This window comes from Streptomyces sp. KL2 (genome assembly GCF_046529545.1).
GTDB lineage: Bacteria > Actinomycetota > Actinomycetes > Streptomycetales > Streptomycetaceae > Streptomyces > Streptomyces radiopugnans.
The window spans coordinates 2,876,176-2,892,656 of record NZ_CP127170.1; the positions used below are offsets into that span (position 1 = coordinate 2,876,176).

Annotated in this window: 13 protein-coding genes; 12 read left to right on the forward strand and 1 reads right to left on the reverse strand. The window is 74.5% G+C overall.

Translation table 11 applies throughout. From position 1 onward, the window contains the following. Positions 1–3: 3 nt before the first annotated feature. From pdhA (QPK52_RS13030) to QPK52_RS13070, 9 genes are all read left to right on the forward strand, one after another. On the forward strand, positions 4–1,173 hold the full coding sequence (gene pdhA, locus QPK52_RS13030) for a pyruvate dehydrogenase (acetyl-transferring) E1 component subunit alpha (protein ID WP_410537633.1): 1,170 nt from the start codon (positions 4–6) through the stop codon (positions 1,171–1,173). Continuing rightward, positions 1,170–2,285 carry an alpha-ketoacid dehydrogenase subunit beta gene (locus QPK52_RS13035; protein ID WP_410537634.1) on the forward strand — a complete coding sequence of 372 codons (1,116 nt, stop codon included), beginning with the start codon at positions 1,170–1,172 and terminating at the stop codon, positions 2,283–2,285. The genes pdhA (QPK52_RS13030) and QPK52_RS13035 overlap by 4 nt, the downstream gene beginning before the upstream one ends. Beyond that, positions 2,285–3,733, forward strand: a complete 1,449-nt coding sequence (locus QPK52_RS13040) for a dihydrolipoamide acetyltransferase family protein (protein ID WP_410537635.1) — start codon at positions 2,285–2,287, stop codon at positions 3,731–3,733. The genes QPK52_RS13035 and QPK52_RS13040 overlap by 1 nt, the downstream gene beginning before the upstream one ends. A gap of 78 nt (positions 3,734–3,811) precedes the next feature. Then, on the forward strand, positions 3,812–4,747 hold the full coding sequence (locus tag QPK52_RS13045; RefSeq protein WP_410537637.1) for an NTP transferase domain-containing protein: 936 nt from the start codon (positions 3,812–3,814) through the stop codon (positions 4,745–4,747). After that, positions 4,744–6,195: a molybdopterin molybdotransferase MoeA gene (locus tag QPK52_RS13050; protein WP_410537638.1), complete on the forward strand. Its 1,452-nt coding sequence runs from the start codon at positions 4,744–4,746 to the stop codon at positions 6,193–6,195. Before QPK52_RS13045 ends, QPK52_RS13050 begins: the two co-directional genes overlap by 4 nt. A gap of 4 nt (positions 6,196–6,199) precedes the next feature. Continuing rightward, positions 6,200–7,261 carry a potassium channel family protein gene (locus tag QPK52_RS13055; RefSeq protein ID WP_410537639.1) on the forward strand — a complete coding sequence of 354 codons (1,062 nt, stop codon included), beginning with the start codon at positions 6,200–6,202 and terminating at the stop codon, positions 7,259–7,261. 9 nt (positions 7,262–7,270) lie between these two features. Further along, positions 7,271–8,260 carry an NAD(P)H-quinone oxidoreductase gene (locus QPK52_RS13060; protein ID WP_410537640.1) on the forward strand — a complete coding sequence of 330 codons (990 nt, stop codon included), beginning with the start codon at positions 7,271–7,273 and terminating at the stop codon, positions 8,258–8,260. Positions 8,261–8,331: 71 nt separating this feature from the next. Continuing rightward, the gene (locus QPK52_RS13065; protein WP_410537641.1) at positions 8,332–9,003 is read left to right on the forward strand and encodes a hypothetical protein; all 672 of its coding nucleotides are present in this window, start codon (positions 8,332–8,334) and stop codon (positions 9,001–9,003) included. A 127-nt stretch (positions 9,004–9,130) separates the two neighbouring features. Next, complete coding sequence (locus tag QPK52_RS13070) at positions 9,131–9,700, forward strand: bacterial proteasome activator family protein (protein ID WP_410537642.1); 570 nt, start codon at positions 9,131–9,133, stop codon at positions 9,698–9,700. A gap of 75 nt (positions 9,701–9,775) precedes the next feature. Here the strand turns inward: QPK52_RS13070 and QPK52_RS13075 are convergent, their stop codons facing one another. Beyond that, positions 9,776–11,497 (reverse strand): protein kinase domain-containing protein, encoded by a 1,722-nt coding sequence (locus QPK52_RS13075; protein WP_410537643.1) that lies wholly within the window; start codon positions 11,495–11,497, stop codon positions 9,776–9,778. A 437-nt stretch (positions 11,498–11,934) separates the two neighbouring features. Between QPK52_RS13075 and QPK52_RS13080 the strand changes: the two genes are divergently transcribed. The 3 genes from QPK52_RS13080 (at position 11,935) to pdhA (QPK52_RS13090) (ending at position 16,481) form a co-directional block, all read left to right on the forward strand. Further along, positions 11,935–13,680 (forward strand): protein kinase domain-containing protein, encoded by a 1,746-nt coding sequence (locus tag QPK52_RS13080; protein ID WP_410537644.1) that lies wholly within the window; start codon positions 11,935–11,937, stop codon positions 13,678–13,680. Positions 13,681–13,841: 161 nt separating this feature from the next. Then, positions 13,842–14,870 carry a phosphotransferase enzyme family protein gene (locus QPK52_RS13085; protein ID WP_410537645.1) on the forward strand — a complete coding sequence of 343 codons (1,029 nt, stop codon included), beginning with the start codon at positions 13,842–13,844 and terminating at the stop codon, positions 14,868–14,870. Between the two features lie 441 nt (positions 14,871–15,311). Continuing rightward, positions 15,312–16,481, forward strand: coding sequence for a pyruvate dehydrogenase (acetyl-transferring) E1 component subunit alpha (pdhA, locus tag QPK52_RS13090; protein ID WP_093657037.1), 1,170 nt, complete (start codon positions 15,312–15,314; stop codon positions 16,479–16,481).

A 16,481-nucleotide genomic window follows, 5' to 3' on the forward strand; every position in this document is an offset into this window, starting at 1 on the left:
CGCATGACAGTCCTGGAGCAGCCAGGCGCCTACCGCCCCGCGCCGCCGCCCGCCTGGCAGCCGCGCACGGACCCCGTGCCGCTGCTGCCGGACTCCGAGCCGTACCGGTTGCTGGGCACCGGCGCCGACCTCGACCCCGGCCTGCTCAGGACGCTCTACGCGCACCTGGTGAGGGGCCGCCGCTACAACCGGCAGGCCACCGCGCTCACCAAGCAGGGCAGGCTCGCCGTCTACCCCTCCTCCACCGGGCAGGAGGCGTGCGAGGTGGCCGCGGCCCTGGTGCTCCGGGAGCGGGACTGGCTCTTCCCCAGCTACCGCGACACCCTCGCCGCCGTCGCCCGCGGCATGGACCCGGCCGAGGCGCTGGGACTGCTGCGCGGCGACTGGCACACCGGCTACGACCCGTACGAGCACCGCGTCGCCCCGCTGTCCACCCCGCTGGCCACCCATCTGCCGCACGCCGTCGGGCTCGCCCACGCCGCCCGGCTCAAGGGCGAGGACGTGGTCGCGCTGGCCATGGTCGGCGACGGCGGCACCAGCGAGGGCGACTTCCACGAGGCGCTGAACTTCGCCGCCGTCTGGCGCACCCCGACGGTCTTCCTCGTGCAGAACAACGGCTTCGCGATCTCCGTCCCCCTGGCCAAGCAGACCGCCGCGCCCTCGCTGGCCCACAAGGCCGTCGGCTACGGCGTCCCCGGCCGGCTGGTCGACGGCAACGACGCCGCGGCCGTCCACCGGGTCCTGACCGAGGCCGTCGAGCGCGCCCGGCGCGGCGAGGGCCCCACCCTCGTGGAGGCCGTGACCTACCGGATCGACGCCCACACCAACGCCGACGACGCCACCCGCTACCGGGGCGAGGACGAGGTCGGCGCATGGCTCGAACACGACCCCGTGGCGCTGCTGGAGCGCGAGCTGACCGAGCGCGGCCTGTTCGACGACGCGACGCGCGACGGGGCGCACCGGGAGGCCGAGGAGATGGCCGCGCGGCTGCGCGAGGCCATGAACGAGGACCCGGTGCTCGATCCGATGGATCTCTTCGAGCACGTCTACGCGGAGAAGACCACGCAGCTCATGGAGCAGGCCGCGCAGCTGCGTGCCGAGCTGGACGCCGAGAGCGACGGGCGGGACGAGCAGAACGGGCACGGCGAGGACGCAGCGGGAGGCGAGCGATGACGACCGCGACCACCGGGAAGAGCGCGGGCAGGACGGACGGGAAGACCCGGGCCGGGGCCGGGGCCGCCCGCAAGCCCGCCACCATGGCGCAGGCCCTCAACCGCGCGATGCGCGACGCCATGGCCGAGGACCCGTCCGTGCACGTGCTCGGCGAGGACGTCGGCACGCTCGGCGGGGTCTTCCGCATCACCGACGGCCTGACCGCGGAGTTCGGCGAGGACCGCTGCACCGACACCCCGCTGGCCGAGGCCGGCATCCTGGGCACGGCCGTCGGCATGGCGATGTACGGGCTGCGTCCGGTGGTGGAGATGCAGTTCGACGCCTTCGCCTACCCGGCCTTCGAGCAGCTCCTCAGCCATGTCGCCAAGATGCGCAACCGCACGCGCGGCGCGATGCCGCTGCCCATCACGATCCGGGTGCCCTACGGCGGCGGGATCGGTGGTGTGGAGCACCACAGCGACTCCTCCGAGGCGTACTACATGGCCACCCCCGGCCTGCACGTGGTGACCCCGGCGACGGTGGCCGACGCCTACGGGATGCTGCGGGCCGCCATCGCCTCCGACGACCCGGTGGTCTTCCTGGAGCCCAAGCGGCTGTACTGGTCGAAGGCCGACTGGTCGCCGGACGAGCCGGAGGCCGTCGAGCCCATCGGCCGCGCCCGGGTCCGCCGCACGGGGACGTCCGCCACGCTGGTCACCTACGGTCCGTCGGTGCCCGTCTGCCTGGAGGCGGCCGAGGCCGCCCGCGAGGAGGGCTGGGAGCTGGAGGTCGTCGACCTGCGCTCCCTGGTCCCCTTCGACGACGAGACGGTCTGCGCGTCGGTGCGCCGTACCGGACGGGCCGTGGTCGTCCACGAGTCCAGCGGCTTCGGCGGCCCCGGCGGCGAGATCGCCGCCCGGATCACCGAACGCTGCTTCCACCACCTGGAGGCGCCGGTGCTGCGAGTGGCCGGATTCGACGTCCCCTATCCGCCGCCGATGCTGGAGCGCCACCATCTGCCCGGAGTGGACCGGGTGCTGGACGCCGTCGCCCGGCTCCAGTGGGAGTCGGAGTGGACCGAGCGGCCCGAGGCGTTCGGCGGGGCGGGCACGCCCGGGAGGGGTGGCCGCTGATGGCCGAGGTCCGCGAGTTCGCCCTGCCCGACCTGGGCGAGGGGCTGACGGAGGCCGAGATCGTCCGCTGGCTGGTGTCCGTCGGAGACGTCGTCGCCGTCGACCAGCCGGTGGTGGAGGTCGAGACGGCCAAGGCGATGGTCGAGGTGCCGTGCCCGTACGGCGGTGTGGTCACCGCCCGGTTCGGGGAGGAGGGCGCCGAGGTCCCCGTCGGCGCGCCGCTGGTGACGGTGGCCGTCGGGGCGTCCGCCGCCACGGCCGGAGAGCCGGCCGGCGACGGCCCCGGAACCCCTGCCGCCGGGTCCGCCGCATCCGCTTCCGGGTCCGCCACCGGGTCCGGCGAGACCGCCGGCACCTCGGAGAAGTCCGGGAACGTACTGGTGGGATACGGCACGGGGGCGCCCGCCGCCCGCCGCCGGCGGGTCCGCCCGGTGAACGGTGTGCACGCCTCGATTCCCACCTCGGCCCCCGTCTCCGCGCCCGCCGCGCCCACCGTGCCCGTCGCGCCGGTCCCCGCCGCACCGGCGGCGGAGCCGTCCGCGCCCGAGGGGATCCGCCCCGCCGGCGGACCCGTCCCGGTGATCTCGCCACTGGTGCGGCGGCTCGCGCGGGAGCACGGGATCGATCTGCGGCGGGTCGCCGGCTCCGGCCCGCGGGGACTGATCCTGCGCGCCGACGTCGAGCGTGCGGTGGCGGCGACCCGGGCCGCGCCGGTGTCCGCCGCCGCGCCCGCCCCCGCTCCCGTACCCGCCGGTGCCGCCCACGGCGAGCGGATCCCGCTGCGCGGGCTGCGCGGCACGGTCGCCGACAAGCTCTCCACATCCCGGCGCGAGATCCCCGACGCCACCTGCTGGGTGGACGCCGACGCCACCGAACTGCTCGCCGCCCGGCGGGCGATGAACGCCGCGGGGCCGAAGATCTCCCTGCTCGCGCTCCTCGCCCGGATCTGTACGGCCGCCCTCGCCCGCTTCCCCGAGCTGAACGCGACGGTGGACACGGCCGCACGCGAGATCGTCCGGCTGCCCGGGGTCCACCTGGGCTTCGCCGCGCAGACCGACCGCGGGCTCGTGGTCCCCGTCGTACGCGACGCCCACACCCGCAACGCGGCCGAACTGACCGAGGAGATCGCCCGGCTGACCGAGTCCGCACGTGAGGGGAGGCTGAAGCCCGCCGAGCTGACCGGCGGCACCTTCACCCTCAACAACTACGGCGTGTTCGGGGTGGACGGCTCCACCCCGATCATCAACCACCCCGAGGCGGCGATGCTCGGAGTCGGCCGCATCACCCCCAAGCCGTGGGTGCACGAGGGCGAGCTGGCGGTGCGCCAGGTCGTACAGCTTTCCCTCACCTTCGACCACCGGGTGTGCGACGGCGGAGCGGCGGGCGGCTTCCTGCGGTACGTGGCGGACTGCGTCGAGCAGCCGGCGGTACTGCTGCGCAGCCTGTAGCGGCCGCCGCCCCGCCCGGGGCCGCGGTCCGGAGGCCCCCTTCACCCTGGCCGGGGCGGAGGGGGCCACACTCGGGGCATGACCCATGTGTACGACGCCGTCGTCATCGCCGGCGGTGCCGCCCGCCGGCTCGGCGGGACGGACAAGCCGGCCCTCACCGTCGGGGGCCGGACGCTGCTCGACCGGGTGCTGCACGCCTGCGCGGACGCGGCGCGGACGGTGGTCGTCGGCCCGCGCAGGCCGACGACCCGGCCGGTGGACTGGACGCGTGAGGAGCCGCCCGGCGGGGGGCCGCTGGCGGCCCTCGACGCCGGGCTGCGCCGCGTCGGGAGCGAGACGGTGCTGGTGCTCTCCGCCGACCTGCCGTTCCTGACGCCCGCCACCGTGCGGGCGCTGCTGGACGCCGTGCACGGCGCGTACGGCACGGACACCGGCCCCGGCGGCTCCCACGGCCCCGGCGACCCCGACGGGGCGATCGTGGACGACGGGCGGGCCCAGCCCCTCCTGGGCGCCTACCGCACCGAGTCCCTCCGCCGCGAGCTGGCCCTGCTCGCGGCCGAGCACGGACGGCCGGCGAACCTGCCCCTGCGGCTGCTCACCGACGAGCTCGTACTGCGCCGCATCGCCCCCGCCGGCCCCGAGGAGGCCCGCGACTGCGACACCTGGGAGGAACTCGCCTCGGCCCGCTCGCACATCAGGGAGCATGGACGCGTGCTGAACGAATGGATGACCGCAGCCAAGGCCGAACTCGGCATCGACCTCGACGTCGACACCGCAGCCCTCCTCGACCTCGCGCGGGACGCCGCGCACGGCGTGGCCCGGCCCGCCGCCCCGCTGACGACCTTCCTCGTCGGATACGCGGCGGCGCGTGCGGGCGGGAGCCCCGAGGACGTGGCCGAGACCGCGCGCAAGGCCGCCGAACTGGCCCGCCGCTGGGCCGAGGAGGCCGCGGAGACCGGAAGGGCCGGCGGGAACGGGGAGGCCGGCGGCGGAGAGGGAACGGACGCCGGATGAGCGGCGACGAGCTGGCCGACGCCCTCGCCCTGGCCGACGGACGCGGTGGCACACGCGGCACCGCGTCCGGTGGCGGCCGGTCCGGGGGGCGCGGACCCGGCCCGGATCCCCGGGAGGGCGGCCCGCACGGCCCGCACGGCCCGCAGGGACCACAGGGACCACGGGACGGAGCACGGCACCGCGACTGGCCCGCCGCCCGCGCCGCCGCCGCCCGTGCCGGGGCCGGGCGGCGCTCCGGGTCCACCACCGTCCCTCTGGAGGAGGCCCTCGGCCACCGTCTCGCCGCCCCCCTGACCGCGCTCACCGATCTGCCGGCGTTCGACACCTCGGCCATGGACGGCTGGGCCGTCTCCGGACCCGGCCCGTGGGAGCCGCTCGACCCCGAGGACGGCACCCGGGACGCCGGCGACACAGCCCCCGGCACGGAGAACGGCACGGCACACGGAACACGGCACGGCATCCTGGCCGGCGACGACCGCCCGGCCCCGCTCCCGGACGGCCACGCCGTCCGCATCGCCACCGGCGCCCGCATCCCGCCCGGCACCACCGCCGTACTGCGCTCCGAGTACGGCGAGGTCCGCGACCGGCGGCTGCGGGCGAACGCGGCGCCCCAGCACGGCGCGGACATCCGCCCGCGCGGCCAGGAGTGCCGGGCGGGCGACCACCTGCTGCCCGGCGGCACGCCGGTCACCCCGGCCGTGCTGGGACTGGCCGCCGCCGCGGGCTGGGACGAGCTGCCGGTCGTACGCCGCCCCCGCGCCGAGGTCCTGGTGCTGGGCGACGAGCTGCTGGCCTCCGGCCTCCCCTCCGGCGGCCGGGTCCGCGACGCGCTCGGCCCGATGGTCGGTCCCTGGCTGGCGGCCCTGGGCGCCGAGGTCACCGCCACCCGCCGTCTCGGCGACGACGCCGGGGCGCTGTACGCCGCACTGGAGGAGACCACCGCCGACCTCGTCGTCACCACCGGAGGCACGGCCTCCGGCCCGGTCGACCACGTCCATCCGGCCCTGCGCCGGCTGGGGGCGGAGCTGCTGGTCGACGGGGTACGCGTACGCCCCGGCCACCCGATGCTGCTGGCGCGGCTGCCCTCGGGGGCGCACCTGGCCGGGCTGCCCGGCAATCCGCTGGCGGCCGTGTCCGGGCTGCTCACCCTCGCCGAACCGCTGCTGCGGGCCGCCACCGCCGCGGAACCGTACGCCGAGCCGCCCGCCGGATCGCCCGCCGGAGGGGGCGCCCCGCCCACCGCCGTCCTCCTCGGCGAGGTCCAGGGCCACCCCCGTGACACACGACTGGTCCCGGTCGTGCAGGATGGCGGTGGCGTACGGCCGCTGCGGTTCAGCGGCCCCGCGATGCTCCGCGGCATCGCGGCGGCCACCGCCCTGGCGGTCGTGCCGCCCGGCGGCGCCGCCACCGGCGCCGGCGTACACCTCCTGAGACTCCCGTGGGCGTGACGGAATGAACCACACCTCGCCCGAAGAACTGCAGCACTTCGTGCAGCTGCCCGAGCCCGCGGCCGGGCCGCTGCGGCAGGTGCTGCGGCGGCTGCTGGCCGCGCTGGCCGTCCTGGTCGTGACGGCCATGCTGGTCTACCTGGAGCGCGACGGCTACACCGACGGCGCCGACGGCGAGGTCTCGCTGCTGGACTGCTTCTACTACACCACCGTCAGTCTCTCCACGACCGGCTACGGCGACATCGCCCCGGTCAGCGACAGCGCCCGGCTGGTCAACGTCCTGGTCATCACCCCGCTGCGCGTCCTGTTCCTGATCATCCTGATCGGCACCACCCTGGAGGTGCTGGCCGAACGGACCCGCCAGCAGTTCCGCCTGGCCCGCTGGAGGTCCTCCTTGCGAGACCACACCGTCATCATCGGCTTCGGCACCAAGGGCCGCTCCGCGGCCGAGACCCTCATCTCGACCGGGGTCCCCCGGGAGCGGATCGTCATAATCGACCCGAGCCGCAAGGTCGTCGAGGCGGCGAACGCCGACGGCTACACCGGCGTCGTCGGCGACGCGACCCGCAGCGACGTCCTGCTGAAGGCCGAGGTACAGCGGGCGGCCCAGGTGGTCATCTCCACCCAGCGCGACGACACCGCGGTCCTGGTGACGCTCACCGCCCGCCAGCTCAACCGCAATCTGCGCATCGTCGCGGCGGTGCGCGAGGAGGAGAACGCGCCGCTGCTGCGGCAGTCCGGCGCCGACTCCGTGATCACCAGCGCCAGTGCCGCCGGACGTCTGCTCGGAATGTCCATGCTCAGCCCCAGCGCGGGCGCGGTCATGGAGGACCTGATCCACCAGGGCACGGGACTGAACCTCACCGAGCGCCCGGTCACCAAGGCCGAGGCCGGTCGCTCCCCGCGCGAGTGCAAGGACCTCGTGGTCTCCGTGGTGCGCGGCCACCGGGTGCTGGGCTACGACGATCCGGACGCGGCCGTTCTGCAGCTCACCGACCGCCTCGTCGTCATCCGCCGTGCCACCCCCTCCACCACCGTCATGCCCTCGGAGAACCCGCGGAGGTAGCTTCACCCCATGCACGCGATCACCATCACCGAACCCGGCGGCCCCGACGTCCTCGCCTGGACGGAGGTGGACGACCCCGTGCCCGGCGAGGGGGAGGTGCTGGTCGAGGTGGCGGCCGGCGCCGTCAACCGCGCCGACGTCCTCCAGCGGCAGGGCTTCTACGACCCGCCCCCGGGCGCCTCGCCCTACCCCGGGCTGGAGTGCGCGGGCCGGATCGCCGCGCTGGGGCCGGGCGTGGGCGGTTGGAAGGTCGGCGACGGGGTGTGCGCGCTGCTCGCCGGCGGCGGGTACGCGGAGAAGGTCGCCGTACCGCACGGCCAGCTCCTGCCGCTGCCCGACACCCCCGAAGGCCCGCTCGACCCGGTCACCGCCGCCGCCCTCCCGGAGGTGGTGTGCACGGTCTGGTCGAACGTCTTCATGCACGCCGGGCTGCGCCCCGGCGAGACCCTGCTCGTCCACGGCGGGGCCAGCGGCATCGGCACCATGGCGATCCAGCTCGCCAAGGCCGTCGGCGCGCGGGTCGCGGTCACCGCGGGCAGCCGGAGGAAGCTGGAGCGCTGCGCGGAGCTGGGCGCGGACGTCCTGATCGACTACCGCGAGCAGGACTTCGCCGAGGAGGTCCGGGCGGCCACCGGCGGACGCGGCGCGGACGTGATCCTCGACATCATCGGCGCCAAGTACCTGGAGCGGAACGTCAAGGCGCTCGCCCGCGGCGGCCGGATCGTCGTCATCGGCCTCCAGGGCGGCGTGAGGGGGGAGCTGAACCTGGGCGCGCTGCTCGCCAAGTGCGGTACGGTCTCGGCCACCTCGCTGCGCGGCCGTCCCCTGGAGGAGAAGGCGGAGATCGTCGCGGCGGTGCGCGAGCACGTCTGGCCGCTTGTCGCCGCCGGGCGGGTCCGCCCGGTCGTGGACCGCACGATGCCGATGAGTAATGCCTCCCGGGCTCACCGGGTACTCGAGGAGAGCGATCACGTGGGCAAGGTCGTCCTCACCGTCTGAGATGCCGGGTCCGCGCGTTCGTGTGACGCTTGTTACACCATTGGATGCCTGGTACGGGAGGGGGCGTAGCGGTGAGGGAAGCCGCGATCACCCTGCTGGCCTGCGTGATGGTGCTCGTCCCGGCACCCGTCGCCCTGGCCTCCCAGCAGTCCGCGGTCGTGATGGCCGTTCCCGGCGGTGCGAAGGACGGGGTGGAGCCCAGATCGGAGGACCGGGGCAAGCCCTCGTCCTCCCCCACCCCCTCCCCGGACGACCCGGAGGAGAGCGAGGACCCGGACGACCCGCGGGAGCCGGACGACCCGGAGGAGACCGAGCGCCCCCCGCGGCTCACCCTGCCGCCGTGGCCGCCGGGCGGCTCCTCCCCCGGTCCGGACCCGACGCCCACGCCCACGCCCACACCGGAGCCCACCTCCGGTGAGCCCTCCGGCGAACCGTCCGGCACGGCCCCCGGCGAGGACGGTGACAGGGGCCGCGGGCCCGGCGACGCCGGCTCCGCCGAGCCGCCGGGCACGCCGCGGCAGACCCCGCAGGGCCGGACCGAGCAGGTCAGCGACCGGCGGACCGGCGCGGGCGACCACTACGACGACTACGTGTACGACGACGGCCGGAGCGGCGAGGAGTACGCCCGGAGCCGTGCGACGCCCGCCACCGGCGGCCAGCTCCTCCCGGTGCTGCCGCTCGGTGCCGGGCTGACCTTCCTGGGCCTGGGCCTGGCCTCGCTCGCCCTGCGGCTGCGGCGCTGAGGCCGGCGCCGGTTTCCGACACCGGAAACCGGCGCCGGGACGAGCGGTGCCCACGGCGGTGCTCACGGCGGTGCCCCCGGGGGGATCGCCCGCCGGCCGTTCGGACGGGCATTGCAGAATGGGGGGTATGACTCAGCCGATGAACGAACGCTCGCAGGAGAGCCAGCACGTCCTGGTCGTCGGGCCGGACGGAATGGCCCTCGGCAGCACCGCCGCTCCCAAGGGCGGGGACGGCGGCTCCGACGACGAGCCGCGCGAGATCCCCGTGACGGAGATGGTCGAGCAGCCCGCGAAGGTCATGCGGATCGGCAGCATGATCAAGCAGCTCCTGGAGGAGGTCAAGTCGGCTCCCTTGGACGAGGCCAGCCGTGCCCGGCTCAAGGAGATCCACGCCAGCTCGGTCAAGGAGCTGGAGGACGGACTGGCACCCGAGCTGATCGAGGAGCTGGAGCGGATCTCGCTGCCGTTCACCGACGACGCGGTGCCCACCGACGCCGAGCTGCGGATCGCCCAGGCCCAGCTCGTGGGCTGGCTGGAGGGGCTGTTCCACGGCATCCAGACGGCGCTGTTCGCCCAGCAGATGGCGGCCCGCGCCCAGCTCGAGCAGATGCGCCGCGCGCTTCCGTCGGGCGTGCTGCCCGACGAGGAGGGCGACGGGCGCGGCGGCCAGATCCGCTCCGGCGGCCCGTACCTCTGAGCGGCCCCGGCCCTTACGCGCGAGGGGCCCGGCACGCGATCCGCGTGCCGGGCCCCTCGCGCGTGTCCGCCGCGGTCAGTCCGCCGGGTGGCCGGTGGAGACGGTCAGCGTGATCTTGTCCTTCTTGGGGTCGAAGCCCTCGTAGGCCTTCGGGGACTGCTTGAGGACGGTGTTCTTCCCGTACAGGTTCTCGTCCTCGTACTCGACGTCGTCCAGGATCCAGCCCGCCTCGCGGACGCACTCCTTCACCGAGTCCAGGTGCTTGAACGTCAGGTCGGGCATGTTCGTCTTGCCCTTGTCGAAGATGCTCTCCGACGCGTCCGTGCACTTGGCCGGGTCGATGGTCTTCGAGGTGTCCTCGTCCTTGAAGCCGCCGCCGTCGTCGTCACCGCCGCTGTCGTCGGTGTCCGTGCCGGTGTCGGTGCCGTCGGTCTCCTGACCGCCCGTACCGCCGCCCGAGTCGCCCCCGCCGGTGCCCGCGGGCTGCTCCGCGGTCTGGACGGGCCCCGGGGACTCGCCCGCCCGCGGGCTCTCCTCGCCGCCGCCGTTGAGCGACACCGCGATGATCACGGCGGCGACGACGATGATCGCCGCGATCGCCGACCCGACGAGCACCCCGGTGCTCCTCCCGCCGCCGGAGGGCTGGGGCGAGGGCGAGATGGTGTACGGCGGCGGGGTCGGCGCGCCGCCCTGGTGGCCGTACGGGCCCGGTGCCGGTGTGGAGTACCCCTGCTGGACCGCACCCGCGGCCCCGAAGCCGGCCGTCGGCGCGTAGTGCGGCTGGTACGGCTGCTGCATGCCGGGCGGCGGCGGGGTGCCCTGGGCGTCCACCGGCGGGAAGACCGACTGGGAGACGGCCGCGCCGCTGTTGGGGCCGGGGACGCCGCCGGCGATCAGCGGGGTGGTGTTCGAGGCGACCACCGAGTTGCGGACGCGCTCGCACTCCCGGCGCATCGACTCGGCGGTCGGGAACCGCTCGTTGGGGTTCTTCTTCAGCGCCCGCGCGACCAGCGCGTCCACGGCCGGGGGCAGCGACCGGTTGATCGACGACGGTACGGGCGGCTCCTCCTGGACGTGCGCGTACGCGATGGCCAGCGGCGAGTCCGCGTCGAAGGGGAGCCGCCCGGTGAGCAGCTCGAAGAGCATGATGCCCACCGAGTACAGGTCGGAGCGGGCGTCCACGCCGCGTCCCAGCGCCTGCTCGGGGGAGAGGTACTGCGGGGTGCCGACGACCATGCCCGTCTGCGTCATCGACGTGACGCCGGACTGCATGGCGCGGGCGATGCCGAAGTCCATGACCTTGACCGTGCCGCGCTTGTTCAGCATGACGTTGCCCGGCTTGATGTCCCGGTGCACCAGGCCCATCTCGTGGCTGGTCTCCAGCGCGGCGAGCACCTCGGAGACGATGGCCAGCGCCTTGTCGCTCGGCATCGCCCCGAGCCGGGCCACGTCCTCGTCGAGGACGGTGCGCAGCGGGTTGCCCTCGACGTACTCCATGACGATGTAGGGCACCAGCGCGCCGTCGATCTCGTCCTCGCCGGAGTCGAAGACCGAGACGATGTTGGTGTGCGCCAGCTTGGCGACCGCCTGCGCCTCGCGGCGGAAGCGCTCCCGGAAGGACTGCTCGCGGCCCAGCTCGGTGTGGAGGGTCTTGACCGCCACCTGGCGGTCGAGCACCGTGTCGTAGGCCAGGTGCACCGAGGCCATGCCGCCCTGGCCCAGCAGGTCGCGCAGCTGGTAACGCCCGCCGCCGACCGTACGGCCCCGGTACGCGGCCTGCGCGCCGTCGTCGCTCATCTGACTGCTTCCCCCTCGGCGCCGCAGGACTGCCGTCTCGGGCCTGCGCGTGTACGGTTGCTCTGCCGGTGCCCGTGGTGCCGCCGGCCGGCCTTCGAACGCCGGGCGGGACACCGGTCCACCCGTGGACCCCACCCGTGGACTTCCGGGCCAAGTCTGCCCCAGCGGTCGGACACGTCAAGGCGGTTGCCCGTTCCGTGACCCGATGCGCGCATACGCCTCACACGCGCTCGCGGAGCCGCCCGACATCGTAACTTGCCAGTTGGACGCCCGAGCGGGTTGGATGGTCCGTTGCTGCCCCCAGCGCTCTCGGTACCACCTCCCGCGCCGCTCTCTTCGCCTTCGCCGAGGGGCACGGCTCCCGGACCCTGTTAGCGTGCACAAGGAGCAGAGCGTACGGATCCGCGGCTCGCGGACCTGATCTACGGCGAGGACTGATGGCACAGACACAAGCCGCCGGAGGGCCTTCGGAGCCCGACGAGACTGCTGGTGGGGTGTCCGATTCGCCCGAGTCGTGGGGCAGCGGCGGTGTGGTGGGCGACGGACGCTACCGCCTCACGCGCCGGCTCGGCCGCGGCGGCATGGCGGAGGTGTTCGCCGCCGAGGACGTGCGCCTGGGCCGCACCGTCGCCGTCAAGCTGCTGCGCGCGGACCTCGCCGAGGACCCGATCTCCAAGGCCCGCTTCACGCGCGAGGCGCAGTCCGTCGCCGGCCTCAACCACCACGCGGTGGTGGCCGTCTACGACTCCGGCGAGGACGTGGTCGGCGGCAACACCGTGCCGTACATCGTCATGGAGCTGGTCGAGGGCCGTACCATCCGCGACCTCCTCCTCAACGCCGACGCGCCGCCGCCCGAGCAGGCGCTGATCATCATCTCCGGGGTGCTGGAGGCGCTCGCCTACAGCCACCAGCACGGCATCGTGCACCGCGACATCAAGCCCGCCAACGTCATCATCACCAACAACGGCGCCGTGAAGGTGATGGACTTCGGCATCGCCCGTGCGCTGCACGGCGCGTCCACCACCATGACCCAGACGGGCATGGTCATGGGCACCCCGCAGTACCTCTCCCCCGAGCAGGCGCTCGGCAAGACGGTGGACGCCCGCTCCGACCTGTACGCCACGGGCTGCATGCTCTACGAGCTGCTGGCGCTGCGTCCGCCGTTCACCGGGGAGACCCCGCTGTCGGTGGTCTACCAGCACGTCCAGGACGAGCCGGTGCAGCCCTCGCGGGTGAACGACTCGGTGCCGCCGGAGCTGGACGGCCTGGTGATGAGGGCGCTGGCCAAGGACCCGGACGACCGCTTCCAGACCGCCGAGGAGATGCGCGGCCTGGTGCAGTACGCGCTGCGCATGCTCCAGGAGCAGGGCGGCCACACCGGCGGCCTGTGGAACACCGGCGCGGTGGTCTCCACCGGCGCCACGCCCGCCATGGGCACCCCGGGCGCCTACCAGGGCGGCGACACCCCCGCCGCCACCGCCGCGGGCGGCTACCCCGACGACGCCGCGACCCGGGTCGGCCCGCCGCTGCTCATGGGCGCCCCCGGCGGCGGCTCGTACGACGGCGGCGGCTACGACACGGGCGGCTACGACGACGGGCGCCGGGGCGGCAGCGGCCTGAAGTACGGGCTGATCGCCTTCTTCTCCGTCCTCGCCATCGCCGCTGGCATCTTCCTGGCCGTCAACGGCAGCGGGGACGGCCAGGAGCAGAAGGGGCCGCAGAAGACCACCTCCACGCCCTCCCAGGAGGAGAGCTCGGCCGATCCCTCGCCCGAGGAGGAGGAGACGCGGGAGCCCGGCCAGGACGGCGACACCGAGCCCGGCGGCACGGGCGGCTGGCAGAACGGCGGCGGGAGTACCGGCTGGACCGGCGGCGGGGAGCCCAGTCCCGAGCCCTCGCCCAGCGGCGAGCCCAGCGAGCCCGGCGGCGGCACCGACGGCGGTACGACCAACGGCGGTACGACCAACGGCGGTACCGACACCGGGGGCACCGCCGAAGGCGGCACGGACACCGGCGGCACGGACACCGGCGGCACGGAGACCGGCGGCACGGCCGAAGGCGGTTCCGGCGGCGACACCGGCACCACCGGCGGCACCGACCCCGCCACCGGCGGCACCACCGCCGGCGACGGGGCGGCCACGGCAGGGGGAGCGCCGGGCGGGGCCGGCGGCACCGGCGGCTGACCCGGACGCGGGCCCGTCCCGCCTCCGCCCTCCGCCCTCCGCCCCGGATCCGTCCTGCCCCTGTCCCGCGTCCGCCCGTCCGCGCCGCCCCAATACCACCTCCGCGCCCCCGGTGCACAACGCGCCCGGGTGGTCGCTCTCGGTGACCTACGATTCCCGGCGTGCAGTCTCCCCACCTCCCCCGCGCCACCCTCGCCACGCTGGTGCGGCGCTTCGGCGCCGGGGAGCCGATCTCCTGCGAGCCGGTGGCCCAGGGGCTGCTGAACCGCGGCTACCGGCTGTCCACCACGCGGGGCCGGTTCTTCCTCAAGCACCACCTCGACGGGGATCCGCGCGATCCGGCCCGCATCGAGCACCAGCACCGCGTCACCGTCCGCCTCGGCGACCTCGGTGTCCCGGTCGTACCGCCCGTCGAGGACGCCTCCGGACGGACCGTCGCCGTGGTGGAGGACCGCTGCTACGCCCTCCACCCGTGGGTGGACGGCAGGCACCGGGACGGCGGGGAGCTGTCGTGCGGGCAGTCGCGCCGGCTGGGCGCGCTGCTGGGCCTGGTGCACGTACGGCTGGGCCAGGTCGCGCCCGTGCCCGCCGCCGAGTGCGCCGCCGAGCCCAGCGCCGATCCGGAGGTGACCTTCGGCCTCATCGACGAGCTGCTGGCCCGGGTGCGCGCCCGGGCCCGGCGAGACTGCTTCGACGAGCTGGCGGACCACCGGCTGCGCGAGCGCCGCACCCTGCTGGAGCGCCACGCCCACCGCCGTCCGCCCGCCGGGGCCGAGCCGGTCGCCGGGTGGGTGCACGGCGACTTCCACCCCCTCAACCTGCTCTACCGGGACCGGGCCCCCTGGGAGCCCGTCGCGATCGTGGACTGGGACCGGCTCGCCGTGCAGCCGCGCGCCGAGGAGGCCGTACGGGCCGCCGCCATCTTCTTCCTGCGGCCCGGCGGCACCCTGGACCTGGCCAAGATCCGGGCCTACGCCCGCGCCTACCGCGCCGCCACCGGGGCCGGGGCGGACGAGATGGCCGCGGCCGTCCACCGGGTGTGGTGGGAGCGGCTCAACGACTTCTGGATGCTGCGCTGGCGCTACCAGCTGCGCGACCGCCGCACCGACCCGCAGTTCCCGGCGGCCTCCGCGCTGGTGGTGTGGTGGACCGGCCGGTACGAGGCGGTGTGCGACGCCTTCTGCGCGTAGTTCCGCCCGTAGGCGGTGTATGCGCGGTACGCGGCTCCTGTGGGGCCGTACGCCCCTTCACCCTCCGTGTCCGTCTCACATACCGATCACGCGCCATCTCCGCGTCACTCTTCCACAGCTCTTCCCGTCACTTCGGTACCGGGATAACGTGCGCTTGTCCCAGGCGCTTGCGAGGCTGTGACCAGTGACGTTCCAGGCTTTTGCGATTTACTTGGAAACCCAAGCAAAATTGCAGGTCAGGGACCCTTCGCGCATGTGCGGAGGTACTGGGTAACGTGCTGACAGCGGGCCGTCGAACGGGACACCTGTCACCGCTCGGTTCCGTCCGCGCCGCACCTACCCCGTGGGCCGTACGGATCCGGGCGAGCCTCTCCCTGCCACCGGCGGGGAATCCCCAGGCTTCCCGGCGACCCCGGGAGCCGGACAGACGGAGGAGCACAAGTGACCGTGGAGAGCACTGCCGCGCGCAGCAAGCCGCGCCGCAGCAGCGGAAAGCGCACCACGACGAGCGGGGCGAGGAAGCGCTCGCAGTCGGCCGCGCGCCCCGAGCTCGTACAACTGCTGACGCCGGAGGGCGAGCGGGTCGAGCACCCGGACTACTCGCTGGACCTGACCCCCGACGAGTTGCGCGGTCTGTACCGCGACATGGTCCTCACCCGCCGGTTCGACGCCGAGGCCACCGCGCTGCAGCGCCAGGGCGAGCTGGGCCTGTGGGCGTCGCTGCTGGGCCAGGAGGCCGCGCAGATCGGCTCGGGCCGGGCGCTGCGGGACGACGACTACGTCTTCCCGACCTACCGGGAGCACGGTGTGGCCTGGTGCCGCGGGGTGGACCCGACCAACCTGCTGGGCATGTTCCGCGGTGTGAACAACGGCGGCTGGGATCCCAACAGCAACAACTTCCACCTCTACACCATCGTCATCGGCTCGCAGGCGCTGCACGCCACGGGCTACGCGATGGGCGTGGCCAAGGACGGCGCGGACAGCGCGGTGATCGCCTACTTCGGCGACGGCGCGTCCAGCCAGGGCGACGTCGCCGAGGCGTTCACCTTCTCCGCGGTCTACAACGCGCCGGTGGTGTTCTTCTGCCAGAACAACCAGTGGGCCATCTCCGAGCCCACCGAGCGCCAGTCGCGGGTGCCGATCTACCAGCGCGCCGCGGGCTTCGGCTTCCCCGGCGTCCGGGTGGATGGCAACGACGTGCTGGCGGTGCTGGCCGTGACCCGGGCCGCCCTGGAGCGCGCCCGCGCCGGCGAGGGCCCCACCCTGGTCGAGGCGTTCACCTACCGGATGGGCGCCCACACCACCTCCGACGACCCCACCCGCTACCGCAAGGACGCCGAGCGCGAGGAGTGGGAGGCCAAGGACCCGATCCTGCGGCTGCGCACCTACCTGGAGAAGGAGGGCCTGATCGACGCCGACTGGCTCGCCGGGCTCGACCAGGAGAGCGACGCGCTGGCGCTGCGGGTGCGCGAGGCCATCCGGACCATGCCGGATCCGGACACCATGGCCATCTTCGAGAACGTCTACGCCGACGGGCACGCGCTGGTGGACGAGGAGCGCGCCCAGTTCGCCGAGTACCTGGCGTCCTTCGCCGACGAGGAGGGCCGCTGA

What these genes read in the sequence shown, in the direction of transcription:
- QPK52_RS13045 (WP_410537637.1), top strand. Translation starts at nt 3,812, where the DNA reads ATGACCCATGTGTACGACGCCGTCGTCATCGCCGGCGGTGCCGCCCGC.
- QPK52_RS13075 (WP_410537643.1), bottom strand. Translation starts at nt 11,497, where the DNA reads ATGAGCGACGACGGCGCGCAGGCCGCGTACCGGGGCCGTACGGTCGGC.
- pdhA (WP_410537633.1), top strand. Translation starts at nt 4, where the DNA reads ATGACAGTCCTGGAGCAGCCAGGCGCCTACCGCCCCGCGCCGCCGCCC.
- QPK52_RS13060 (WP_410537640.1), top strand. Translation starts at nt 7,271, where the DNA reads ATGCACGCGATCACCATCACCGAACCCGGCGGCCCCGACGTCCTCGCC.
- QPK52_RS13080 (WP_410537644.1), top strand. Translation starts at nt 11,935, where the DNA reads ATGGCACAGACACAAGCCGCCGGAGGGCCTTCGGAGCCCGACGAGACT.
- QPK52_RS13055 (WP_410537639.1), top strand. Translation starts at nt 6,200, where the DNA reads ATGAACCACACCTCGCCCGAAGAACTGCAGCACTTCGTGCAGCTGCCC.
- QPK52_RS13040 (WP_410537635.1), top strand. Translation starts at nt 2,285, where the DNA reads ATGGCCGAGGTCCGCGAGTTCGCCCTGCCCGACCTGGGCGAGGGGCTG.
- QPK52_RS13035 (WP_410537634.1), top strand. Translation starts at nt 1,170, where the DNA reads ATGACGACCGCGACCACCGGGAAGAGCGCGGGCAGGACGGACGGGAAG.
- QPK52_RS13070 (WP_410537642.1), top strand. Translation starts at nt 9,131, where the DNA reads ATGACTCAGCCGATGAACGAACGCTCGCAGGAGAGCCAGCACGTCCTG.
- QPK52_RS13050 (WP_410537638.1), top strand. Translation starts at nt 4,744, where the DNA reads ATGAGCGGCGACGAGCTGGCCGACGCCCTCGCCCTGGCCGACGGACGC.